This is a genomic window from Methylobacterium sp. 142-1Y, assembly GCF_057747795.1.
Map to the genome: position 1 here is coordinate 257,501 of NZ_JBYLEN010000002.1, position 22,032 is coordinate 279,532.

Sequence of the window (22,032 nt, forward strand, 5' to 3'; positions counted from 1 at the left end):
TGATTCCAACGTCCTTGTGCTCCGTGCCATCCTTCAGCATGTGGTAGATGGCGGTCAGCATTGAAGCGGCAACAGCGCAGATCGCCTTCTTGGGACCGCGTTTGGCCCGTAGACGATGGAATTGTGCCTTGTAGTAGCTGTCCTTCTTGCGGCTTGCGGCCCAAGCGCATTGAACCATGATGATCTTGAGCCAGGGGTCGCCTTTGCGCAGTCGTGACGACTTGCGCTTGCCTGCGCTCTCGTTGTGGCCGGGGCAGAGGCCGGCCCAGGACAGGAGATGGCCGGCCGTCGGAAAGCGGCTCATGTCGCAGCCGATTTCCGCCAGGATCGTCACAGCGGCCAAAGGGCCGATGCCCGGGATCGTACACAGCAGGATGATCAGGGCGCGAAAGGTCGCCTGAGCGGCCACGACCTCCGCGTCCATGCGTGCCACCAGCGCGTCGACCTCCTGATCAATCTGTCCGATGGCGGCAGCCAAGCCGTCGTATTGCGTCAGATGGAGCTTGAGCATGAAGCAATGATGATCGGTGAGCCGTCCATGCAAGGCGTCGTACAGGGCCTTTGGTGACGCCTTGATCCGACGATCGGCGAGTTCGGCCAGCTGGGTCGGGTTGCGGATACCCGCCATCATCGCGTCGATCATCCTCCGGCCGCTCACGCCCATGATGTCGCTGATCACTGAATCGAGCTTGATGTTGGCCGCCTCCAGTGTCTTCTGGATCCGCTGGATGTGACGGGTTTGCTCGCGGGTGAGTTGCTTGCGGGCACGCAGCAGCGTGCGAAGGTTATGGATCGCCTCGTCTGGAACGAAGCTCGCTCTGACCAGACCGCAGGCGACCAGATCGGCAATCCACATGGCGTCGTTCACATCGGTCTTGCGGCCGGGGACGTTCTTGATGTGAGCGGCGTTGGCCACGATCAGATCGAAGGACCCATCGCTCAGGATGTTCCAGACTGGCCTCCAGTAGATGCCGGTCGCTTCCATGGCAACGTGGGTGCATCCGGATTCCGCCAGCCAGGACAGTAGCGTCAGGAGACCCTCTGTCGTGGTGTCGAACGTTCGACACTCCCGACGGACCTTGCCGCCTGCGATCAGTCGGACACAGGCGACGATCATGGCCTTGTGAACATCAAGGCCGGCAACACGCTCGTGCATGACGTCCATGGCTCTTGCTCCACAACAGTGCCGTCGGCGGAGGGGCCTCGCGATGAAGAACTCTAGACAACGTGTTCCAGGAGCATCACTACTCCCTGACTCCAGTGGGGGTGTTCGAGGCGCCGCGGGTCCAACTAAATAACGGGCTCTTCTGCACCATAGAAAAACCGACATCTTCGCGGACGGCGGTGCCATGCTATCACAACCGCATGACCTCGCCAGTGTCATCCAGGGCGGGTCGGCCGAAGGACCGTGTGGAACTAAATAGAAAATCGCGAGCCAGGGTGGCATTTGCCATCCTGGCTCGCGAAACAGTTTCATCCGCTAGGGACCGCGAAGCCGGTGAACAACTGATACCAAAGATTATCAACCATTTAGCGATGTTGCGGGTACGGTTCCGCCCCGTTGCAAAACCATCCGTGCACATGAAACGAAGAAACCAAGACGGCAAAGTCTGCTCGTAAGCTTGGCCTTCGAGAGCGGCCAAGTAGGCGTCTGGATCGTGGCGGAAGCAGGTACGGGCTGTCCGGACCTGCCGGCGTTCGTCGAGCGAGCCGCGGAGATCGCACCAGCGCGCATAATCGACCTGGCTGAGGCCGCTCGCGGATCTGATCTGAGCCCGCGTGCCGAGGCCGGCGATCAGCCGCACGGATTCCCGTAACTCCGCCGGGAGAGGCAGTCTTGCGCCCGGTGGCGCGCCGCTCGTGGCAGCGTTGCGAGCCGAACAGTTGCTCCAGACCGTTGTTGGTGCGCGGTAGGCCGGGATCGTGTCCCAGGGTGTGGTGTAGCTGGGGCTGGTCCACCACGATGACCGGCCGGGCCGGACTGGTCAGACTGCCAGGGTTGGCAGGGTGACGAGAGGATCATCGCCGATTGGGGCGATGCTTTCCAGGGTCATGTACCGGCAGCGTTGCACCGCCCATTCGTCGTTCTGTTCGAGCAGGATGGCGCCCACGAGCCGGCGGATCGAAGGCTCGTCAGGGAAGATGCCGACGACCTCGGTGCGGCGCTTGATCTCGCCGTTGAGGCGCTCCAACGGGTTGGTCGAGTGCAGCTTGGCCCGGTGTGCTGCCGGGAAGCCCATGTAGGCCAGGACGTCGGTCTCCGCCGCGTCCATGAGGGCCGCCAGCTTCGGCACCTTGGGCCGGAGCTGATCGGCCACGCGCCGCCACTGCTGGCGGGCGGCCTCGGCGTCCTCCTGGGCGAAGGCGGTGGCGATGAAGGCCGAGACGACGCGTCGGCCTGAGCGACCCGCATGGGCCAGGACGTTGCGCATGAAGTGCACCCGGCACCGCTGCCAGGACGCCGTCATCACCTTGGCGATCGAGGCCTTGATGCCCTCGTGCGCGTCGGAGATCACCAGCTTGACCCCGCGCAGACCACGCCGGGCCAGCTTGCGCAGGAACTCGGTCCAGAAGGTTTCGGCCTCCGACGGGCCGATGTCGAGGCCCAGCACGGGTTCCCATCGTGGCAGGCCACGATGGGTGCCCCCTCGTGCCGGCCATCCGTGTTGACGCCGACCGCCACGATGACGGCCACCGAGACCGGGCTCCCATCGCACGGGTGCGATGGGGACCCTGGATGCGGTGGTTCTGGCGCACCTTCACGTAGGTCGCGTCGATCCAGAGGTAGGGCCACTCGCCCTCGATCGGCCGCTCCAGGAAGGCGTTCACACGCTCATCGATTTCCTGGCAGAGCCGGCTGACCTGGCTCTTGGAGATGCCCGTCCCGCCCAAGGCCTGGACCAGATCGTCGACCGCGCGGGTCGAGATGCCCTGGATGTAGGCCTCCTGGATCACGGCTGTCAGCGCCTTCTCGGTCATCCGGCGCGGCTCCAGGAAGCTCGGGAAGTCGCTCCCCGTCCGCAGCTTCGGGATGCGCAGTTCGACGGTGCCGGCCCGCGTCTGCCAGTCTCGGTCACGATACCCGTTGCGCTGGGCCAGCCGCTCCGGGTTCTTCTCGCCATGGGCGGCACCGGTCAGGCCGCCCACCTCCAGTTCCATCAGGCGCTGGGCGGCAAAGCCAATCATCTCGCGCAGCACGTCCGCGTCAGCACTCTTCTCAGCCAGCGCCCGCAGGCTCATAACGGCATCGGTCATCGGGGGTCTCCCGGGTTCGGGGTTGGTGCTCACAACCCGATCCTAACCCGTCACCGCCGATGGCCACCCCCGCGAGAGATCCCGCCTGCTACTGCGCTGTGAGGGCGCGCAGGCGGGCTCTCCCGCTCTCGGTCAGCTACACCACTCCACGGGACACGACCCGGGGGAGCCACCTTCTGGTACCGCCCGTCGACCTGAAGCGCGGGTCGATCCCCGCGGATGCGGGGGAGCCAGCGCATCCCCCGCCTTGTCGGCCGGGAGCCACGGTCGATCCCCGCGGATGCGGGGGAGCCTAGACCGTCTCGGGCGTGACGGCATCGTAGAGGGGTCGATCCCCGCGGATGCGGGGGAGCCCCACCGAAAACCGCCAAGTGCTGAAATCGCTCGGGTCGATCCCCGCGGATGCGGGGGAGCCAGCGCTCCAGAACCGTTCTGTTTCCGCACGACGGGTCGATCCCCGCGGATGCGGGGGAGCTTTCAGATGGGTCATCACCAGCCGGGGAGAAGAAGGTCGATCCCCGCGGATGCGGGGGAGCCTCGGCGATTATGTCGTGGCGGTGCTGAATGGGGGGTCGATCCCCGCGGATGCGGGGGAGCCGAGCGGGAGCGCAGCGAGACGACGTGGCTCGGGGGTCGATCCCCGCGGATGCGGGGGAGCCTTTAGCGGGTGGGGCGGGGTCGCGCGGGCATCAGGTCGATCCCCGCGGATGCGGGGGAGCCTCGAACATCGTCAGGGTGCCGAAGATCGGGATGGGTCGATCCCCGCGGATGCGGGGGAGCCGCGGCAACGTACTTCTCGCACCGATAGCAATCGGGTCGATCCCCGCGGATGCGGGGGAGCCCACGCCGAGTGCATGGGCACGGACCCGGAGAACGGTCGATCCCCGCGGATGCGGGGGAGCCATCAAGGGTGAAGAGGCTCATGATGCGCTCACGGGTCGATCCCCGCGGATGCGGGGGAGCCAGCTGGTGGCCGTCTTGAGCGTGATCGGGGGCGGGTCGATCCCCGCGGATGCGGGGGAGCCCCCCATGAACGCCATGCGGGCGCAGTGCTGCCAGGGTCGATCCCCGCGGATGCGGGGGAGCCATGTCCCTTCTCGGCGGCGGTGGTCGCCTCGAAGGTCGATCCCCGCGGATGCGGGGGAGCCAGGTCTGACCGCCGACAGGACCTCCGACGTCGAGGTCGATCCCCGCGGATGCGGGGGAGCCGAGCTCGACCAGCGCGCCGATTTCATCCGGTCGGGTCGATCCCCGCGGATGCGGGGGAGCCAACTCGATCAGCTGATGGCGCATTTCGGCGGGGGGTCGATCCCCGCGGATGCGGGGGAGCCCGGCGGCCCTGCGGCTCGCCGTGCCGCTTCAGGGGTCGATCCCCGCGGATGCGGGGGAGCCGACCGGCGCCCGCACTGTGAAAACACCCTTCGGGGTCGATCCCCGCGGATGCGGGGGAGCCAGGGCGAGGAGCCCATCGGCGGTGCCGGCAAGGGGTCGATCCCCGCGGATGCGGGGGAGCCGTCGCGAGGTAGCGCGCGAGCACCGCCGAGCGGGGTCGATCCCCGCGGATGCGGGGGAGCCATCTCGAATGAGATTGCGAGCTTGCCGACGTGGGGTCGATCCCCGCGGATGCGGGGGAGCCCCCTGGTCCCGGCGCTCGATCTACCCGCACACGGGTCGATCCCCGCGGATGCGGGGGAGCCGTCACCAGGGCGGACGCATTGTGGCGCGTCGGGGGTCGATCCCCGCGGATGCGGGGGAGCCTCTGCCAGTCAATATACTGACATCATTCACTTATCAAAGAGCCCGCCTCCTGAACGAGGGGGTATCCCCGCTCCGCGGCCCAGCGGGCGGCGGGTGAGAAGGACGCCCTCATGGGCGATCACCTCCTTGGGCGGCGAACCGAGCGTGCGAACGCCGAGCGCGCCTGCCGCGGCCGTGTCCGCCCAGGTCATCACGATGCTGCCACGGCCGAGCTGGCCGTACCAGCCCGACAGCACGGTCCAGACACGATCGCGCACGCCCGCGCTCATGCGCGGGTAGGCGTACACGCCGGGGGCCAGCTCCAGCATGGCGGATCCGAGGAAGCCCCGGTAGCGATCCTCGACATCGCGGGTGACAACCACGCAGAGCGGCATGCCCCTCTCCTCGTCGCGTTCACGTCGGCTCGGGGTCGGTCGTCGAACCGACCTCTGCCTGGGGGGTGTCGTCCTGCTCCCGAGGCACCAGGACGGATTTGATCACATCGATCAGACCCGGGATGACCTCGCGCCGGCGAAACAGCTCGGCTGCCCGGCGGCGTACCAGCCGGTCGATGCTCTCCGGGCGCTTGGTCGCCTCCTTGGCCGCCCCGAAGGCGATGTCGAGGACGACGTCGTGGCGCCGCACGTCGGCAATGTCGAGGACGAAGCTCTGTCCGGAGTCTTCGTGGATGAAGCCGAGCTGGGGGATCGTGCCGGTGGCAGCAACGGCGATGGCGGCGGCGGCCTGCATCGTCACAGCCGCGTGGTTGAGGGCTTGGTTGGGCAGGTCCGCACTGTCCGGGTTCGCTCGATCATAGCGGCGTCCGCGCCAGGGCACGCCGAAGCGCTCGGCGGCCAGCTCATAGGCCCGCTTGATGCGCCCGCCCTCCATGCCGCGCAGGACCGCGATGTCGCGGGTTCGCACGATCTCGCCGAAGCGCAGGGCGTACATCCGCCGCGCCACCTCCATGCGCGTGGCCTTCACCGCCCAGAGCTCGACCTGGCGCCGAGCCAGGGCGGAGGTGTCCGGCAGGAGCGGCGGCGCCGTGTAGAGCCGCACGCCCCCCTCACCGATGGCGCACAGGGCGCAGCCGTGGCGGGCGAGGAGTCGAAGGGCGTCGTGGGTCACCGAGGAGCCCGGGCCGAGCAGCACGGCCGAGACCGACTGATGCGGGATCTGGTAGTCGCCCGGTGCGAGGGTCGCGCCGCCCTCCGGCCCGGCTCGAGTGACGAACCGCAGACAGCCATCCTCCACCTCCAGGCGGCCGCGGTCGAGCCAGAGGAGGCCGTGCCGGTCGCCGTGGGGGACGCGGGCCGTGTCGAGGCCGAGGCGGCCGAGGAGCATGGCGCTATCCTCCCGCCGGCCGCAGCAGCAGCATGCCGAAGCCGAACGCACCGTGCCGCCCCACCCCATGTCCCAGCAGGGCGGCGAAGGCTGCCGGATCGGCGATCGTCAGCACCCCGTCCACCACGGTCTCCGGCCCGGCGAACCCCGGCCGGCGGCGAGATGTAGTGTCCGGCGGGATGGATCGCACCGTGCGGATGCGCCGATGCGCCACCAGGCGGAAGGCGGAAAGACGCGCCGCCGAGCCCAGACGCTGCTCCAGCCAGGCTTGGTAGATCGGTTCGCGCTCCAGTGGATCGCGTGCCTCGCTCCCGCCCGCCAGATCGCGTTGCTCGAGCGCCGCCAGGAAGGCATCCCGCTCGTGGCCGCCCTGGCGGTCCGCCGCCGACCGGGCGGCGGCGGCACGCGGACCGTAGCGCACCACCGGCCGCATCCGCAGGGTAAAGCCGTAAGCGGCCCCCTCGGCAAAGGCGCGCGGCATCGCCTTCGCCTCGAACGGATGTGGAAAAATCGCCGCCAACGCGCTCTCGGCGTCGTCGTCCGCGCGCCAGTCCGCCTCCCAGTCCGGAGGGGGTTCGGGGCGCGCATCCGCACGGGGATCGGCCGCTCGCAGGGCGTCCTTGTCGTGGCTATAGCCGAGCAGCATGTCCGGTCCGCCGTCGCGGCCTGGCATCAGGCGCCAGGGCTGAGGGGCCGCCGCCCCGAAGCGCCGCCGCAGGGCGAGATGCAGCGCGTAGCCGAGATCGTCGTCGAGGACACCGTGATGCGCCGCGAAGGCCCGCAACGCTGTAGGCGCAACGGCGGTCCGCACGAGGTGCAAGAGCGGACCGCTCACGGGGTTTCTCCGTGAGCGCGCGCCGGAAGGCACAGCTGGCCCTCGATCACCCCGCGCGAGCCGCCATGCACGCCCACCACCCAGTCGCGCTCGTCGCAAATGTCCAGGCGGCGCTCACGCTCCTCTGGCTCTTTGTCGGCCGGCCCCAGGTTGGCCGGTCATTGGGCGCGCACCTGACGCTCGGAGCGGGGCCAACCGTCAGGTGTCTGCCGGAGGCGTGAGGGATGGAGGCGAAAGCGCTCCTTGCCTGCCGCGCACGCAGCGAGGGCAAGGTCGAGGGCGGTGCGGATATCGTTCGATGCGATGCGCCCGGCCACGAGCGGCCGCGACGGCAGGCAGGGCTTTCGCCCGATAAAGAGCGGCCGCTCCGGCCGGCCGAGGGCGCCCTCGATCTCCGCTACGGTCGGACTTTCCTCGGGCGGATCGAGGTGGAAGGCGACCAGCACCAGCGCATCGGCATCGGCATCGCGGTAGCGGATATGGGGCGAGTCGTAGGTCGCCGCCCCGCCGCTGCGGCCCTCGACGCGGCCTCGCGTGGTCCAGCCCCGGTCGCCGGCGCCGAGGCGGGCGGTCTGGAAGTCGCGCACCCGCCGGCCCTCCGCCACCCGGGCGGAGCCCAGGACGAGGCGGGCTTGCAGCCGGTCGAGCAGGGCACCGTCGGCCCGGTCGTAGCCCAGCGCGTTGGCGAGGAGCCCGGTGACCGTCGAGCGACCGGGGAAGTCGCGCACGACCCCGTAGGCGTCGATGATGTCGCCGCCAAAGGCGCAGAGCGGCGCGTCGAGGAGGAGGACGAGGTGGTCCGGCACGGCCGCTACCCCACGATCGACGCCCGGCGCACCATGGCGCCGGCACGGGTGGCGAGATCCGGAAGGGTCAGCGCGTCGATGCCGGACAGCCGCGCCGCGCCGCGCCGCGAGCGGCCTGCATCCGGGTCTCGTGCAGGCCGAACATCCCGTCGAGCCCCTCGATCTCCCGCTCGATCGCCCGCGCGGTCTCGCGGGCCAGCGTCGCGCCATCCTCCAGCGCCTGGCGGTTCCGGGGCGGCTGGACGGGATCGCGGAAGGCGTTGGCCAGCGTGCGCGGCTGGCGTTCGCCGGCCTCGACCAGCACGAGGTCGGCATAGGCGTAGGGCGCCGTCGAGCCCCGCTTGGCCCCGGGGCTGACGGTGGCGACGAGGTGGACCAGGTTCTCGACCACGCGGGCCGCGAGGTCGCGCGCCTCCGGGTCGAGGCCGGCCCAGGCCTTGCGCGGGCAGCCGGTCAGGTTCGAGACCAGGAGCGGCACGTCGACGACGACGTATCCATAATAGAGGCCCGAGGTCAGCTCGGTATCGAAGACGCAGGCCGCACCCGCATCCTCGCGCTCGGCGAGGTCGTCGACCACGGTGAAATAGTCGAGCTCGGGCTGCTCGTCATGGACCGTGAAGGCGTGGGCGACGTGGATGGCAGCGTCGGTGTTGGCACGGACGTCGGAGGTCACCATGCGGCCGAACAGGGCGCTCTCGAGACCCGGGGCGAGGTGGTTCTGCTCGCGCAGCTGCTTGAGGTTCGCCTTCCCGTCGCCGTCCTTGAAGAAGGCCTGTGCGGCGGCCTCCGCGGCCTTGGCGTCCTCCGCCTCCCGGGCGATGCGGGCGGCGTTCTCGGCGAGATAGGCGAGTTCGGGGCGGCCGAGCAGCAGCGCCTGGCGGGACTTCTTGTCGCCGGCCTTGCCGCCGTAGACCTTCTCCACGAAGACCTTCTCGATGGCGTCCACCACCGCCTCGTCGGCCCGGCCGCGCAGCGGATCCGTCACCTCCTGTTCGATCGCGACCTTGGAGCGCTCGGCCTCGAGGCCGACCTCCTCGGCGAGCCGGTGCAGGCCGCGGGCGTCCTCGGTCATGCGCCAGTGGCGCTTCAGGCATTGCGACGAGATCCGCGTGCGGGTGGCGCCGCCGAACGGCAAGCGCTTGGCGAGCCCCGCATCGTCGCGGTTGAGGAGCACGCCCGGATAGGAGGCCAGGAAGTGGATCTGGATGAAGCGGGGAGTGGTCACGCTCGAGCGTCCTCGTCGATCTCGTCGGTATCGCGGTCGTTGCCTGCTTCCGCAGCGTAGTAGGCGCGGGCGAGCGCGAGGCGGGCCTCGTCGGCCCGCGTCTCGTCCAAGCCCTCGCTCAGGATCAGGTGCGCGAGGGGCGTGAGGTCGAGGGGGACGGCGCCGGCGGCGGCCAGGAACCGGCCGAGGCGGGCGACCTGGGCGACGAGCGCGGGCCCCCGGGCGGTGGTGAGCCGCATCAGTCGCGTCTCCGACACGCCGGCGGCGTGGATCCTGCGTCCGGCCTCGCGCTCGCGGTGCCGCGGGCCCGTCATCTGTCCGTCGGCCCCGCGCTCCCGCACCGGCGCGTGGACCTCACGCGCCGCGGTGCCGGCCAGGGTCGCGACCAGGTGGCAGATCAGCGCCCAGCGGCGAAAGCCCTCGTCGGAGGCGAAGGCGCGCCGGTTCACGCCGGCCGCGATCAGGAGCGGGATCACCGCATCGACGCCGCGGCCGGGGGCCGCCGGATCCAGGCGCCGCAGCGTCGACCGGGTCCCGGTCGGCAGACCCGGCATCCGGCCGGAGATCGACCGCAGCTGCGCGGAGAGCGAGGGCGCCCGCCGTGCCGTCCGCTCGCCCGCCTCGGTCATCGGTTCGGCCTCACCCGGCATCCTTCACCTCCGCCACGAACGCGCCGGCCCGGCGCTCGAACAGGTCCGAGGCCTGGGCCCGGGCCCGGATGCGCCGCACCTCGGTGCGCGGCGCCGCCTCGGCGGCCTCGGCGAGGACCGCGCGGGCGAGGCCCGCGAGCCGCCCCCGCCAGGGCGTCCGATGCGGCCCGTCCCGCTCCGCCACCTCGTTCCAGAAGGCGTCGTCGAAGAAGCCCGCCTCGACGCGGCCGTCGTAGGTCGCCTGCCAGGACGCGGCCTTGCGCTGGGCCGCCTCGTCGTCGAGCCGCACGCCGTCGCGTCCGCCGCGCATCAGCGCCAGGAGGGCGTGGCGCAGGATGCGCCCCAGCTCCCCGGCCTCGTCGGCGCGCTCCTGCGCGACCTTGCCGGTGCGGTCGAGGATCACGTCGCCACGCTGTTTCAGCAGGGCACCGACGAAGCCCGGTACCGGCAGGTGACGCTCGTGGAAGCCCTCGTTCTTGCCCTGGCCGCGGACCACGGCGCTGAAGACGAAGACGAGACCACTGGTGGGCATGCCCGGAGTCGCTGTGGCGAGCACCGGCCGCACGATGATGTCGGTGTTCATCAGCCGGGCGATCTGCCGGTAGCCGAACCCGGCTCCGGTCGGCGTGTAGGCCTTCTCGCCGTCCTTCAGCACCGGCGCCCACGGATCCCCGGTCCGCCCGGTGAGCGCCTTCGCCTCGATCCGGGCCGCCTTCGAGCCGGCGGTGCGAGCGTTGAGGCAATCGCCCTCCCGCACCAGCCGCACGCGCCGGCATACCTCGACGTAGAGCGGATCGAGCCCCGCGAAGCCCAGCGAGGCCTGCCCGTCCCACGGAGCGAGCCAGACGAGGCCCAACCCGTCGCGGGCGGCGAGCGCCGGCTGTTTCGCCAGGATCCGGTCGCGCCCTCCGGCGAGGAGCTGGCCGACATCGTGCTGGAAGGCGGCGCCGGGAATACCCTGCGGGCGTAGCCCGAAGGTCGTGCGGCTGCCGAAGCCGCCGTTCATCCGGCTGATGCCGAAATTGCCGGCACCCATGAAGCCCTCCTGGGTCTGGAGGCTAACCAGGGCGAAGAGCCAGTGGTCGTCCGCGGCGTCCCGCATCCGCTCGGCCTTCAGGTCGTGGTTCTTGGCCGTGACCAGCATGTCGAGGCCGTCGGGCGCCTCGATCCGCCCCCGGTACTCCGCGGCGTTCGCAGGTCGGACCACCGGCGGCTGGAGCAGGGCCGGCTTGCTCCAATCCTCGACCACGAGGTCCCAGGCCTCGCCATCCGGCCAGTCCGGAGTGAGGGCGAGGAGCAGCCGGCGCCACGCCTCCCCGGTCTCCGGCAGCGTCGTCGCACCGGCACGATGCAAGGCCATCGCCGCGACCTGGACCAGGAAGGCGTGCCAGGCTTGGCGCTGGTGCGGGCGCAAGGCCGGGAAGGCGGCGACGGCGTCGGTGCTCAGGGCGGCCAGGATGTCGAACAGGTCCGCCGTTCTCGTCTGACTGGACCGATCGCAGTACCGGATATCCATACGAGAAGCCCGTTTGACCACCATGACCGAAGCGATATTCACCGGCATCCCTGGATCACGCAGCGTGCGCTAGGATTTAAACTGGAGAATATCGCTTCTGTTAAAGCGGTCAAGCGAACTTTTGGTTGTTGAATTGTCGAGGTTTTGATTTCAAGCTCGGATCATTTCTTCGATATATATTTTATCCCCACGAGTGCGGGGGAACAACCCGCATGACGGCGGCGGCCACCATCCAGCGTGGTCGATCCTCTTTGAGAGAGGGAACAGGTCGGGGCAGAACGACTCTGCCCCGCGAAGTCACACGGTTGTGACAAGCGCGTCCGAGGATGATTTGCTCAGAAGGATCGAGTAATCGCAATCGCGCTCTGACATATAGGTCTCACGCGATATCGATATGATGCGGCCATTGTCGGCGCGAAGGCGCCATCGCCAAGCCTTGCGCCCGGAAACCGCATATTTCTCGTATTTTATCAGCGATACCTCGTACGGGCTCGGCTTGACGAAAGACACAGAAGATCTACAAGTGCCATGTCAACTGACACCCGATCTCGCGGTCCTCAGCCGCTATCGGACCAAAGCCCGGAGACTTCCTAGGGTCTCCGGGCTTCGTCTTTCCAGGACAATCCGCCCGAGAGTCGATCCACGCGCAAGCGCGAATTGGCGGCTGTGCCACGCTCGGTTCGAGCAGCTTGCAGCAGCACCATTCAGCGGTTTGAGCCATCATGCTTCAAACCACCCGCAACCCGAGCCGATCGTACCGAAACTCGACCGTGCCCAACGTGAACCTCACGCCCTCGGCGCCCGCCTCCTCCCGGACCGCGACGGTCGCGTCGTCGGGGATCGGCCCGGCCTTCGTCAGCATCCATCCCAGGATACGCAGCTGCGTGACCACTAGAGCGTGTTATGAACTGTTTACGATGCGTCCAAGCTTGCTGAGCATGTCGCAGACGAAGGCGATCATGTAGATGCCTGCCAACGTGGTGGCATAGCGCTCGTAGTCCTTGACCAGCCGGCGGCAGCGCGTCGCCCAGGCCAGCGAGCGCTCCACCACCCACCGGCGTGGCAGCAGCACGAAGCCGCGCTTGGCCTCGGGCGCCTTGACTACCTCCAACGCGATGCCGTTCGCGTCGGCGGCCTTCGCCGGCTTCTCGCCCGTGTAGCCTTGATCGACGAACGCCGTCTCCACGCTCCCGTCCGTCTCCGCTTGCACCGCACACGTCAGCGCCCCAACCTGGCTGCGGTCGTCCACGTTCGCCGGCGTGACGTGCAGCGCCACCACATGCCCGGGCGTGTCCACCGCCAGGTGCACCTTCGAGCCGCGCTTGCGCTTGGCCCCGTCGTAGCCCGCCCGCTCACCGCTCTCGGGCGAGGAGCGTTGGGTCCGGCTGTCCAGGATCACCGCAGACGGCTCCGGCTCGCGCCCCGCCGCTTCCCGCAACACAGCACGCAGGTCGCCCGCCACCGCGCCAAAGCAATCGGCGGAAAGCCAGCGTTGGGTCTGCTGGTAGACCGCCGCCCACGGCGGCAGGTCGTGGGGCATGAACCGCCACGGCGCACCGGTCTTCACGATGTAGCGCAGCCCGTTGAACACCTCGCGCAACTCGTGGTCGCGTTGACCCGAGTCCTCGCGCAGCAGCGCCAGATAGGGGGCAACCAGCGCCCATTCTTCATCGGACACGTCGGACGGATAGGCTGGGCGATCAGCACTCATGCCCCTCAACGCTCACGCCACGTCATAGGTTCATAACACGCTCTACCCCGAACGGGCCGACGAACGGCACCTCCGGCCGGATCAGCCGGTCGTCGGCGCCGAGCCGGGTGCGCACGGTTTCGTCCTCGGGAAACGACAGGTCCGTGAAGGTAGCCGCCATGTCGAGCCGATGGTGAGCGGCGAGGGCCATGTCGGCGACGCGGCCGCCCTCCTGACGGGTCGCATGGTCGAGCCAAGCGCCGCCCTTCTGCGCCGCGACCGCGTCGAGCGCCTCCGGATGGGTCGTCAGCTCGACGAGCCGGCGGCAGTCGCACGGGACGATGATCCGGGCGCGCTCTTCCAGCAGGCGCCAGGTCGCCTCGATCACGGCCAGCCGGGGATAGATCCCGCGTCCCTCCTTGAACGGCCCTAGCCCGTGCCGGGCGCGGTCGAGCAGGGACGAGAGGTCGCGCGCCTCCGGCACCAGCACGATGGCCCGCGCCGTCTCGAAGCCGGCCGGTCGGTCGCGCCGGTGCCGATGCAGGCGGCCGAAGCGCTGGAGCAGCACATCCATCGGCGCGAGATCGGTGATCAGAAGATCCGCATCCAGATCCAGGCTCATCTCGAGCGTCGTCGTCCCAACCGCGACGATCGGCCGGCGCTCGCGGCCGCGGCGCTCCCCGGGGACCTGATCGTCGTCCACCTTGCCGAATAACGCCTCGATCTCGGTGTCGAGGAGACGCCGGTCCTCGGCGGCGAAGCGGCCGTGATGCAGGGTCGCGACGCTCCCGACCCGGAACAGCAGGTTGCCGGCGTCCTCGGCTTCGAGTGCCTGCTGCACCGCCACCGCGTCGGCGACCGTGTTACGGACGACCAGCACCGCAGCGCCCGCGCGGGCGGCGGCGAGGGCCCGGATGGCGATTTCCCTCGGGTGCGCGATGAGCGGCGCAGTTTCGATCGCGATTTCCTTGCGCCGGCCGCCGGTCGTCACCTTCCTGGGCGCTGCGTCTGAGCCCGAGAGTGCCGGGTAGGGCGTCTCAAGGGCCTGTGCGAGGCTCGGCGCCTCCTGACCGAGGAGGGCCGCACGCGCCGCGCTGCCGAGGGTGGCCGAGAGGAGCATCACCCGGCCGCCGGCCGCAACATGGTTCCCGATGACGGTCTTCAGGATTTCGGTCTGGAACGTGTCCGACGCATGGACCTCATCCACCACGAGCAGTAAACGCGACAGAGCGGCGGCGCGCAGGTGAGCGTGCTTGACCTGCAGGCCCGCCATCAGCGCTTGATCGATGGTTCCGACGGCGATGCGGGCGGCGAGGTAGCGCTTGGGTGCCTCCGCCGCCCACCGTGCGTCGTTGTCCTCCTCGTCGGGCCACAGCACCGTGAAGGGTGCGAGCCGCTGCCCGTCCTCGTCGCCGGCGCGCAGGTAGCCCGGCACCGCGAGCACCGCCCGAGGGGCATCGGCGCCGTAGATGCGGGCGAGGTGGCGGTTGATCCGCCCGTGCAGCTGCGTCGCTGCGGTGCGGGTCGGGACAGCGAAGTACAGCCCGTCGACCTCGCCGCGGGGGATCAGCCCGAGGGCGCGCCACAGGGCCGCCTCGGTCTTGCCCGAACCGGTTTCGGCTTCGAGGGCAGAGATGGCGCCAAGCCATGCGGCGGCGGCCTTCTCCTGGGCCTCGTAGGGCGGAAAGCCGAACGCCGCTGCGAAGGAGTCGGGCGCTGCGCGTGACAACGGGCGGAGACCCCGCACGGTGACGCCCAGAGCTGCTTGCCGTGCCGCAAACTGCGATCGTGACAGCTCGAACGGCGTCACGAGGGGAAAGTGCGCCGTGTCCGAACCGAGCCAGTCGGCCAAGGTCGTCAGGCCGGCGAGCAATGCCACGAAACGCGGGGCATCGGGCAAAGGTGGGCCCTCCACGAAGGCGAGCGGAAAGCGCAGGCGGGCAGCGGAGAGGAGCCGTGCCAACTCGGCGAGCGGATCGTAGCCGTCGATCGGGCGCCACCAGCCGGCATCACGCCGTGCCTCTCTGGTGCTGGATCCGCTCATGGCGCCTGGCGTGCTGAAACTCGCCAGCGGACGGCCGTGATGAGCCATGACGGCCGTGAAATGTTCGGCCGCCCCCCAAGTCGCGATAAGATCGCTTAGCTCCCGCACCACGGCTTGGTTACGGAGCGGTATGCTGTGGTGAAACAGGGCGCCGGCGACCTCGGTGTGGCCGATACGCGGCATCTTGGGAAATTGGCGCCGCCAGAAGCCGCTATTTGCTTTGCCAAAATCGTGCAGAAAGGCGAGTGTGCACAATCGCTCGATGTCTTGATCGGACAAGACGCGTCCGGCGAGGCCCTCGATCCTGCCTCGATAGGCGGTCTGCGTCAGCACAGCGCACAGGACAGCGGCGACGTCCTCACCGTGATCGATGAGAGCAAGCGTCGTTCCGAAATCGTCGCGCTTGGCCCAAGCGTGATTTTTAATCAACGATCCCTCCCCATAAAACTATCATAAAATAATTATATTCGTGATAGGATATAAGAAGCGAGAGATATTTTTGTAGTACGTTCGACTTTGCAGGGCGTCCCCTCCGGGCCGCGCCCTACTCGCCGCCTGCGGCGGCCCCCCGAACCCGCTGCGCGGTTTCGGCCCTGCGGGTGACGGTCGACTGAGGCGGTGCGCGATGACCTGCGACCGAAATCATTTGGTGGGCCATCCGCCCGAATCGGCCTCAAGGCCGTGAAGGCCTTGAGGCCGGCCCGGTCACCTGGCGCTGGGCTCCCGACGGCTTCGACGCCCGGGAGGGCGTCTGCGTCGCCTCTCCGGGTCCTGCTCGCCCTCGCATAAGGGGGGCGTATGGAACGTAAGTTCAGGCGGTGGCCATTGCCTCTTTGAGGCGCCGTTGAAAATCGGCGACCTCGTCGACCATGTCGCGCCATGCGCCCGGGTCCTCCTAATCCGGTGCCGGGCCGCGCTCGCGGCAGAACAGGACCATACTTTCCAGCCATGACAGCGGCCGAGTGCCCTTGGGGCACTCCGGGTCCGGATCGCCCCGCACGATGTCGAAGACCTGCCGGGCGAGGGCTGGCGCACGCCTGATGATGTTCGCGAACCCTGATGCGGTGGACTGGATTGATGCCGCCAACCGGCTGATGGAGGAGAACAAGATCTTGGTGACGGCGTGCAGGCGTCTGTGGCGAAAGCCGGCGAGGGACAGAGCTGCACCCTCTTCGCGCCAGTGCCAGAGCAGAGTTCCGATGTGATCCGCCGATGACTGGTGGAGCTGAACGCTGGTTCAGTCCGGACGCGCTCCTGCGGGACTGCTCTCGTTAATGTATCAGATTTGGGGTATTATCATAATAGTTGTTTTTTCAACCACAATTTTTATCCGTACTAAATATATAAGAAAATTTTGAATTATTGACCGTAATCAAATCAGATTTATTAACAAAATGCATGCTGTATTAATCTATATTGTCACTTTAAAAAATCAAGGCAATTATAAGAAATGCAATATTGTTCCAAGCATGTACAAATGAACATATAAAGATATTTTCCGTTTTTATTCTTATATATGTCAAAATAAATCCTAGAGGTACTATTCCAAATATTGTTTTTATATTACCTTCGTAATGAAGAATATACCATATTAACAATGTCAATACAGAAGTAGTTATATATCCAAACCGCTTACTAAATATATTCCAAATTACAAAGCGAAAATATAGTTCTTCCCCTATGGGAGCAAGCAAACAAAAAGAAGATGCATATAGAATTACGTTTATAAAATTATAACCTATAAAATTGTCTATCTTGATAAAAGTTGAATATAAAATTATATATAAAATTACTGAAAAAAACAAGAAATAGTTATATAGACGCCTGTTTTGTTTAAAGAAAATGATTTACGAAATAAAACCTCCATGTTGGGTCCAAATAAGATACTTGCTGATATAAATCCAAATAATATAAAAACATTAATCAAAAACGTAGTTGTATATTTAGCCTGTTCGTGTGCTAAACTAATCATATAATATTTGTAAATATTAAAAGCAAAAATAAGTCCTAGATTATAAAAAAACAATTACTATAAAAGCGGAAAGAAAGAATTGCATCGTAACGCATTTTAAAGATGTATTTGCAATATTTCGCATCGATCGCCTCTCAGAATTATTTGTATGTCGACACGCAAAAATCCTATTGCGTGTCGCTTTTACTAAGTAGTTATAAGACTGTTTTTATTATTAACCACCTTGATTTCCATACCCTTGATATGCCTCTAGTCCTTGGAAAGCACCAGGATCGTTAATACCATATCCTGGATCGCTCGGCAAGAAAGTATTGTTTCCAGGCACGGTACTGGGATAGAAGCTCCCATATCCAAAATTCGTCCCTGTTTCGCGAAAATTGCCTGAGTCATAGCTTTGATAAAGAGCAGCAGCTCCTGAAAAGAAAAAAGATCTGAGTTTATCACCGATAGACCCTGAAGATCCCAATCCTGCGTCAATCAAATTTGCAAGAAAATTCGAAAATACTTGATTGTTAAATGGGAGGTTTCCGGGATCATTTGACGGTTCTGGAGAAAAAGAACCGTTCCCGAACCCCATGGGAGTGCCACTGAAAAGCGCAGCAATATCAGCTTGTGAGGGCGGCCCGAATGAACCAGCAGGTTCGAAAGTTTGATTTTGACCACCCATTGGCTGAGAATTGAATAAGTTTTGCATATCCTGTCGAGGAATATCAATTACTTCAAGTCTCATATTTCCTAAAGCAGACCATTCGGGTCGGAAGAACTCATCTCTTTCCCACTTGTCTTCGATCCAAATTGTACTTCTCCGATCTATTTAAAGCATGACTATGAAATTACTAAATTTTATTCATGTCAATAGTTTTATCTATATATAAAAAGGTCTATATATAACAAACTATATAAAAATGTTAGATCTAATCAATTAAATTAGATAATTGAATGTTGTATTTATTTATATATATGTATATATTACGGAAAATATTGTGGTAAAAATAAAAGATATATAAAATATAAATCACAGGGAGGTTTTATTGATAGTGCAAGACCAAGCCAACGTGTCAGTAGCAGTACCTGATACAGGCCTCGGTGCGCTGGCCCTCGTCGCCTCGTTCCATCAGATCCCGTGCGAGCCGGCCCAGGTCCGCCATGATCTCGGCTTCGGCCAGACCGTGATGAGCGCCACCGACATCGTCCGCGGTGCCCGCCGCCTCGGCCTCAAGGGCCGCCTGCTCCAGAACCAGAAGCCGGCCCGCCTCGACGGCATCCCGCTCCCGGCGATCCTGGAGGTCGAGGACGGGCGCTTCGTCGTCCTCGGCCGCCGCTTCGAGGACGGCAAGCTCCGCATCATCGATCCGGTCGCCCGCACCGCCGACCACGTCGAGGCCGAGGCCTTCTTAGCCCGCTGGACCGGCACTATCGTGCTCGTGGCGCGCCGAGCCAACCTCCAGACCGCGCTCCACCATTTCGGCCTGTCCTGGTTCGTCCCGTCGATCTGGCGCTACCGCAAGCCGCTCGCCACCGTGCTCGTCGCCTCGCTGTTCATCCAGCTCTGCGCCCTCATCACCCCGATCTTCTTCCAGATCACCATCGACAAGGTGCTGGTCCACCGCGGCTACTCGACCCTGACGCTGGTCGCGGTCGGCCTCGTGGTGCTCGGCCTGTTCCACGTCGTGCTGCAATACTTGCGCGGCTATATCCTCACCCATACGGCGAGCCGGATCGACGTCGAGCTCGGCGCGCGGCTGTTCGACCACCTGATGCGCCTGCCGCTCGGCTATTTCGAGACCAGGCCCGCCGGCCAGACCGTCGCCCGCGTGCGCGAACTGGAGACGGTGCGCAACTTCCTCACCGGCCAGGCGCTCACCTCGGCGATCGACGTCCCCTTCACCCTGCTCTTCCTCGCCATCCTGTACTTCTATTCGCCGCTGCTCGCGCTGATCGTCACCCTGTCGATCCCCTGCTACATCCTGGTGGCGGTGCTGCTGCGGCCGATCCTGCGCGACAAGACGCTCGAGCGCTTCAACCGCTCGGCCCTGTCGAGCCAGTTCCTGATCGAGTCGGTGGTCGGCATCCACACCATCAAGGCGCTCGCCGTCGAACCCACGCTCAAGAGCCAGTGGGACGAGCGGCTCGCCGCCTACGTCAAGACCTCGTTCGTCGCCGGCCTCATCGCCAGCATCGGCCAGAACGCGATCCAGTACATCTCCAAGGTCACGACCGCGCTCGTGCTGTTCTTCGGCGCCTACGCGGTGATGAACGGCGAGTTGACCGTCGGCAGCCTGATCGCCTTCAACATGATCATGGGGCAGGTGACCGCCCCGATCCTGCGCCTGTCCCAGCTCTGGCAGGACTTCCAGCAGGTCAAGGTGTCGCTGGAGCGCCTCGCCGACGTGCTCAACTGCCCGCCGGAGACCCGGGCGCTCGCCCAGGCCCACCTGCCGCCGGCCAAGGGCCAGGTCACGGTGCGGGGCGTGTCGTTCCGCTACCAGCCCGGCACCCCGGAGGTCCTGAAGGACGTCAGCCTCGACATCCCGGCCGGCCAGGTCATCGGCATCGTCGGGCCCTCGGGATCGGGCAAGTCGACCTTCACCAAGCTGCTCCAGCGCCTCTACGTGCCGGAGAAGGGCCAGGTGCTGGTCGACGGCGTCGATATCGCCCAGGTCGATCCGGCCTGGCTGCGGCGCCAGATCGGCGTCGTGCTCCAGGAGAACCTCCTGTTCAACAAGACGGTGTTCGAGAACATCGCGCTCGCCAATCCCGGCCTGTCGCGGGCGCAGGTGATGCAGGTGGCCCGTCTCGCCGGCGCCGACGAGTTCATCAACCGGCTGCCGCTCGGCTACGACACGCCGATCGAGGAGCGCGGCGCCAATCTCTCGGGCGGTCAGCGCCAGCGGCTCGCCATCGCGCGGGCGCTCGCCACCAACCCGCGCATCCTGATCCTGGACGAGGCGACCTCGGCCCTCGACTACGAGAGCGAGCGGATCATCCAGGAGAACATGAAGCACATCGTGCGCGGGCGGACCGTCATCATCATCGCCCACCGCCTCGCGGCGGTGCGGATCTGCGACCGCATCATCGCGGTGCAGGAGGGGCGCATCGTCGAGGACGGCACCCACCGTGAACTCGTCGAGCGGCCGGCCTCGCTCTACGGCCGCCTCTGGCGCCTGCAATCCGACCACGGCAACGCCCAGGGAGAGGCCGCGTGAGCGCCAACCCGCAACCCGCCGCCAACCTGCCGACGCCGCGGCGCCAGCCCCCGCCGCCGGCCCGCTTCAGCCCGCGCGGGCTCAGCGACCGCGTGCGGCGGCTCGCCGACGATCGCTCCGACCAGGAATTCCTGCCGGCGCATCTCGAGATCCTCGACACCCCGCCCTCTCCCTACGCGGTGGTGTTCACCTGGGTCATGTGCCTGATGTTCGGGGCGGCGCTCGTCTGGAGCATCTTCGCCCAGATCGACATCCACGCGGTGGCGACCGCCCGCATCCAGCCCTCCGGCCGCTCGAAGGTCGTGCAGCCCTTCGACACCGGCAAGGTCCAGACCATCGCGGTCGAGAACGGCAGCCGGGTCCAGGCCGGCGACGTGCTCCTGACCCTGGAGCCGACCGAGGCCGAGGCCGACCTGTCCTCGCGCCAGGGCGACCTCGCGGCGTTGGAGGCCCAGATCGCCCGGCGGCGCGCCACGATCGAGGCGGTGGATAAGAACCAGCCCACCGCCACGGTGGATTTCCCGGCCGCGGTGCCGCCGGCGGTACGCGCCCGCGAGGAGGGCGCGATGCTGGCCGAGATCGGACAGTACATCACGACCCGCGAGGCGTTCGAGGCGCAGCTCGCCGAGAAGGTCGCGACGCAGGAGCGCTTCACCGCCAGCATCGCGGCCCGGATGCGCCTCCAGGCGGTGTTGAGGGAGCGCGCCGACATGCGCGAGACCCTGGTCGCCAAATCCGCCGGCACCCGGGCGGCGGTGATCGACGCGGTGCAGCAGGTCGAGCAGGTGGCGGCCGACCTCGCGTATGACCGCGGACAGCTGACCGAGGCCAAGGCCGGCGCCGTCTCGCTCCAGCGCCGCATCACCCAGCTCACCAGCGAGACCGTGGCGCGCCAGTACCAGGCGCTGACCGAAGCGGCACAGAAGCGCGACGCCCTGGTGCAGGACGTGGTGAAGGCGCAGCTCAAGCGCGAGCGCACGGCGCTCAAGGTGCCGATCTCCGGCACGGTGCAGCAGCTCGCCGTGACGACGCTCGGCCAGGTGGTGACGGCGGGCCAGCCGCTGATGGTGGTGGTGCCGACGGACGGGCCGATCGAGGTCGAGGCCCAGGTCCAGAACAAGGATATCGGCTTCGTCATGCCCGACCAGGAGGCGGTGGTGAAGATCGACGCCTTCCCGTTCACCCGCTACGGCTCGATCGAGGGGCGTGTCGTGCGGGTATCGCGCGACGCGATCGACGACCGCGAGGCGAGCGGCGGCAGCGACGCGCTCTCGGTGGCGCGGGGCCAGGGCCTCAACCCGGTGACGGGGATGCCCAAGACCCAGAACCTGATCTTCCCGGTGACGGTGGCGCTGTCCAGGACCACCATCATGGCCGACGGCAAGGAGGTAGCGCTCACCCCCGGCATGACCGCGACGATCGAGATCCGCACCGGGCGGCGACGGGTGATCGACTACCTGCTGTCGCCGGTGCGGGAGACCACCTCGACGGCCGGGCACGAACGGTGAAGGTGGCGTATCGGCGAACCATCCTGGATTAATCCTGAAATGGTTCGTCGATGGTCCCTCACATAAGGGCGTATGAAACCAGGTAGAGGGGCCGGTCATCGACGCCGGAGGCCGTCAGTGCGTCGCGCTGCAGGTCGACCGATTGGCGCTCGTCGGCCGTCGAGGCCCGCATGTACCCAACCATCATATACGGAAAATCTCTCGACCCATGCTTTCGCACATTTGATCAATCCGATAGGGTTTG

Annotated in this window: 16 protein-coding genes, 2 pseudogenes and 1 CRISPR repeat array (1 of these 19 running past the window's edge); of the genes and pseudogenes, 2 read left to right on the plus strand and 16 right to left on the minus strand. The window is 66.0% G+C overall.

The genetic code is table 11. The features are described 5' to 3' along the window. The 15 genes and pseudogenes from AC3AOF_RS31285 to AC3AOF_RS31355 all read right to left on the minus strand — a co-directional run. Nucleotides 1-1,165 carry the 5' portion of an IS110 family RNA-guided transposase gene (locus AC3AOF_RS31285; protein ID WP_488349396.1) on the minus strand. 107 nt of this gene lie to the left of the window's left edge, so the window shows 1,165 of its 1,272 coding nt (coding positions 1-1,165); the start codon lies at nt 1,163-1,165; its stop codon lies beyond the left edge, outside the window. An 820-nt stretch (nt 1,166-1,985) separates the two neighbouring features. Then, nucleotides 1,986-3,255: pseudogene (locus tag AC3AOF_RS31290) on the minus strand (IS256 family transposase). Between the two features lie 204 nt (nt 3,256-3,459). After that, nucleotides 3,460-5,013: direct repeats of the CRISPR family, unit length 28 nt; unit sequence GGTCGATCCCCGCGGATGCGGGGGAGCC. A 26-nt stretch (nt 5,014-5,039) separates the two neighbouring features. Beyond that, nucleotides 5,040-5,387 (minus strand): type I-E CRISPR-associated endoribonuclease Cas2e, encoded by a 348-nt coding sequence (gene cas2e / locus AC3AOF_RS31295; RefSeq protein ID WP_488349397.1) that lies wholly within the window; start codon nt 5,385-5,387, stop codon nt 5,040-5,042. 19 nt (nt 5,388-5,406) lie between these two features. Then, entirely contained in the window at nt 5,407-6,336 is a 930-nt protein-coding gene (gene cas1e / locus AC3AOF_RS31300) for a type I-E CRISPR-associated endonuclease Cas1e (RefSeq protein ID WP_236993378.1), read from the minus strand. A 4-nt stretch (nt 6,337-6,340) separates the two neighbouring features. Beyond that, nucleotides 6,341-7,171, minus strand: a complete 831-nt coding sequence (locus tag AC3AOF_RS31305) for a type I-E CRISPR-associated protein Cas6/Cse3/CasE (RefSeq protein ID WP_488349398.1) — start codon at nt 7,169-7,171, stop codon at nt 6,341-6,343. A gap of 158 nt (nt 7,172-7,329) precedes the next feature. After that, nucleotides 7,330-7,977, minus strand: coding sequence for a type I-E CRISPR-associated protein Cas5/CasD (gene cas5e, locus AC3AOF_RS31310; RefSeq protein ID WP_488349399.1), 648 nt, complete (start codon nt 7,975-7,977; stop codon nt 7,330-7,332). A gap of 67 nt (nt 7,978-8,044) precedes the next feature. After that, nucleotides 8,045-9,202, minus strand: a complete 1,158-nt coding sequence (cas7e, locus tag AC3AOF_RS31315) for a type I-E CRISPR-associated protein Cas7/Cse4/CasC (RefSeq protein ID WP_488349400.1) — start codon at nt 9,200-9,202, stop codon at nt 8,045-8,047. Continuing rightward, nucleotides 9,199-9,852 (minus strand): hypothetical protein, encoded by a 654-nt coding sequence (locus AC3AOF_RS31320; protein ID WP_488349401.1) that lies wholly within the window; start codon nt 9,850-9,852, stop codon nt 9,199-9,201. The genes cas7e and AC3AOF_RS31320 overlap by 4 nt, the downstream gene beginning before the upstream one ends. Continuing rightward, nucleotides 9,842-11,368, minus strand: coding sequence for a hypothetical protein (locus AC3AOF_RS31325; protein ID WP_488349402.1), 1,527 nt, complete (start codon nt 11,366-11,368; stop codon nt 9,842-9,844). Before AC3AOF_RS31325 ends, AC3AOF_RS31320 begins: the two co-directional genes overlap by 11 nt. Before the next feature lie 297 nt (nt 11,369-11,665). Then, nucleotides 11,666-11,878: a DUF1508 domain-containing protein gene (locus tag AC3AOF_RS31330; RefSeq protein ID WP_488349403.1), complete on the minus strand. Its 213-nt coding sequence runs from the start codon at nt 11,876-11,878 to the stop codon at nt 11,666-11,668. Nucleotides 11,879-12,095: 217 nt separating this feature from the next. Next, nucleotides 12,096-12,230 (minus strand): hypothetical protein, encoded by a 135-nt coding sequence (locus AC3AOF_RS31335; protein WP_488349404.1) that lies wholly within the window; start codon nt 12,228-12,230, stop codon nt 12,096-12,098. A gap of 39 nt (nt 12,231-12,269) precedes the next feature. Further along, the gene (locus AC3AOF_RS31340) at nt 12,270-13,079 is read right to left on the minus strand and encodes an IS5 family transposase (RefSeq protein ID WP_488348196.1); all 810 of its coding nucleotides are present in this window, start codon (nt 13,077-13,079) and stop codon (nt 12,270-12,272) included. Nucleotides 13,080-13,101: 22 nt separating this feature from the next. Beyond that, on the minus strand, nt 13,102-15,531 hold the full coding sequence (gene cas3, locus AC3AOF_RS31345; RefSeq protein ID WP_488349405.1) for a CRISPR-associated helicase Cas3': 2,430 nt from the start codon (nt 15,529-15,531) through the stop codon (nt 13,102-13,104). A gap of 995 nt (nt 15,532-16,526) precedes the next feature. Continuing rightward, entirely contained in the window at nt 16,527-16,907 is a 381-nt protein-coding gene (locus AC3AOF_RS31350; protein ID WP_488349406.1) for a CPBP family intramembrane glutamic endopeptidase, read from the minus strand. Nucleotides 16,908-17,288: 381 nt separating this feature from the next. Beyond that, nucleotides 17,289-17,804 carry a hypothetical protein gene (locus tag AC3AOF_RS31355; protein ID WP_488349407.1) on the minus strand — a complete coding sequence of 172 codons (516 nt, stop codon included), beginning with the start codon at nt 17,802-17,804 and terminating at the stop codon, nt 17,289-17,291. A 325-nt stretch (nt 17,805-18,129) separates the two neighbouring features. Between AC3AOF_RS31355 and AC3AOF_RS31360 the strand changes: the two genes are divergently transcribed. Together AC3AOF_RS31360 and AC3AOF_RS31365 are read left to right on the plus strand one after the other, a co-directional pair. Then, nucleotides 18,130-20,280 carry a type I secretion system permease/ATPase gene (locus AC3AOF_RS31360; protein WP_488349408.1) on the plus strand — a complete coding sequence of 717 codons (2,151 nt, stop codon included), beginning with the start codon at nt 18,130-18,132 and terminating at the stop codon, nt 20,278-20,280. Beyond that, nucleotides 20,277-21,788 (plus strand): HlyD family type I secretion periplasmic adaptor subunit, encoded by a 1,512-nt coding sequence (locus AC3AOF_RS31365; RefSeq protein ID WP_488349409.1) that lies wholly within the window; start codon nt 20,277-20,279, stop codon nt 21,786-21,788. The genes AC3AOF_RS31360 and AC3AOF_RS31365 overlap by 4 nt, the downstream gene beginning before the upstream one ends. An 82-nt stretch (nt 21,789-21,870) precedes the next feature. On the opposite strand, the pseudogene AC3AOF_RS31370 reads toward AC3AOF_RS31365, so the two are convergent. Further along, nucleotides 21,871-21,975 (minus strand): annotated as a pseudogene (locus AC3AOF_RS31370) (recombinase family protein); the annotation flags it as partial. Nucleotides 21,976-22,032 lie beyond the last annotated feature (57 nt).

Coding starts and splice junctions, on each gene's coding strand:
- AC3AOF_RS31340 (WP_488348196.1), bottom strand. CDS start 13,079: ATGAGTGCTGATCGCCCAGCCTATCCGTCCGACGTGTCCGATGAAGAA.
- cas1e (WP_236993378.1), bottom strand. CDS start 6,336: ATGCTCCTCGGCCGCCTCGGCCTCGACACGGCCCGCGTCCCCCACGGC.
- AC3AOF_RS31325 (WP_488349402.1), bottom strand. CDS start 11,368: ATGGATATCCGGTACTGCGATCGGTCCAGTCAGACGAGAACGGCGGAC.
- AC3AOF_RS31355 (WP_488349407.1), bottom strand. CDS start 17,804: ATGAGACTTGAAGTAATTGATATTCCTCGACAGGATATGCAAAACTTA.
- AC3AOF_RS31335 (WP_488349404.1), bottom strand. CDS start 12,230: ATGCTGACGAAGGCCGGGCCGATCCCCGACGACGCGACCGTCGCGGTC.
- AC3AOF_RS31320 (WP_488349401.1), bottom strand. CDS start 9,852: ATGCCGGGTGAGGCCGAACCGATGACCGAGGCGGGCGAGCGGACGGCA.
- cas2e (WP_488349397.1), bottom strand. CDS start 5,387: ATGCCGCTCTGCGTGGTTGTCACCCGCGATGTCGAGGATCGCTACCGG.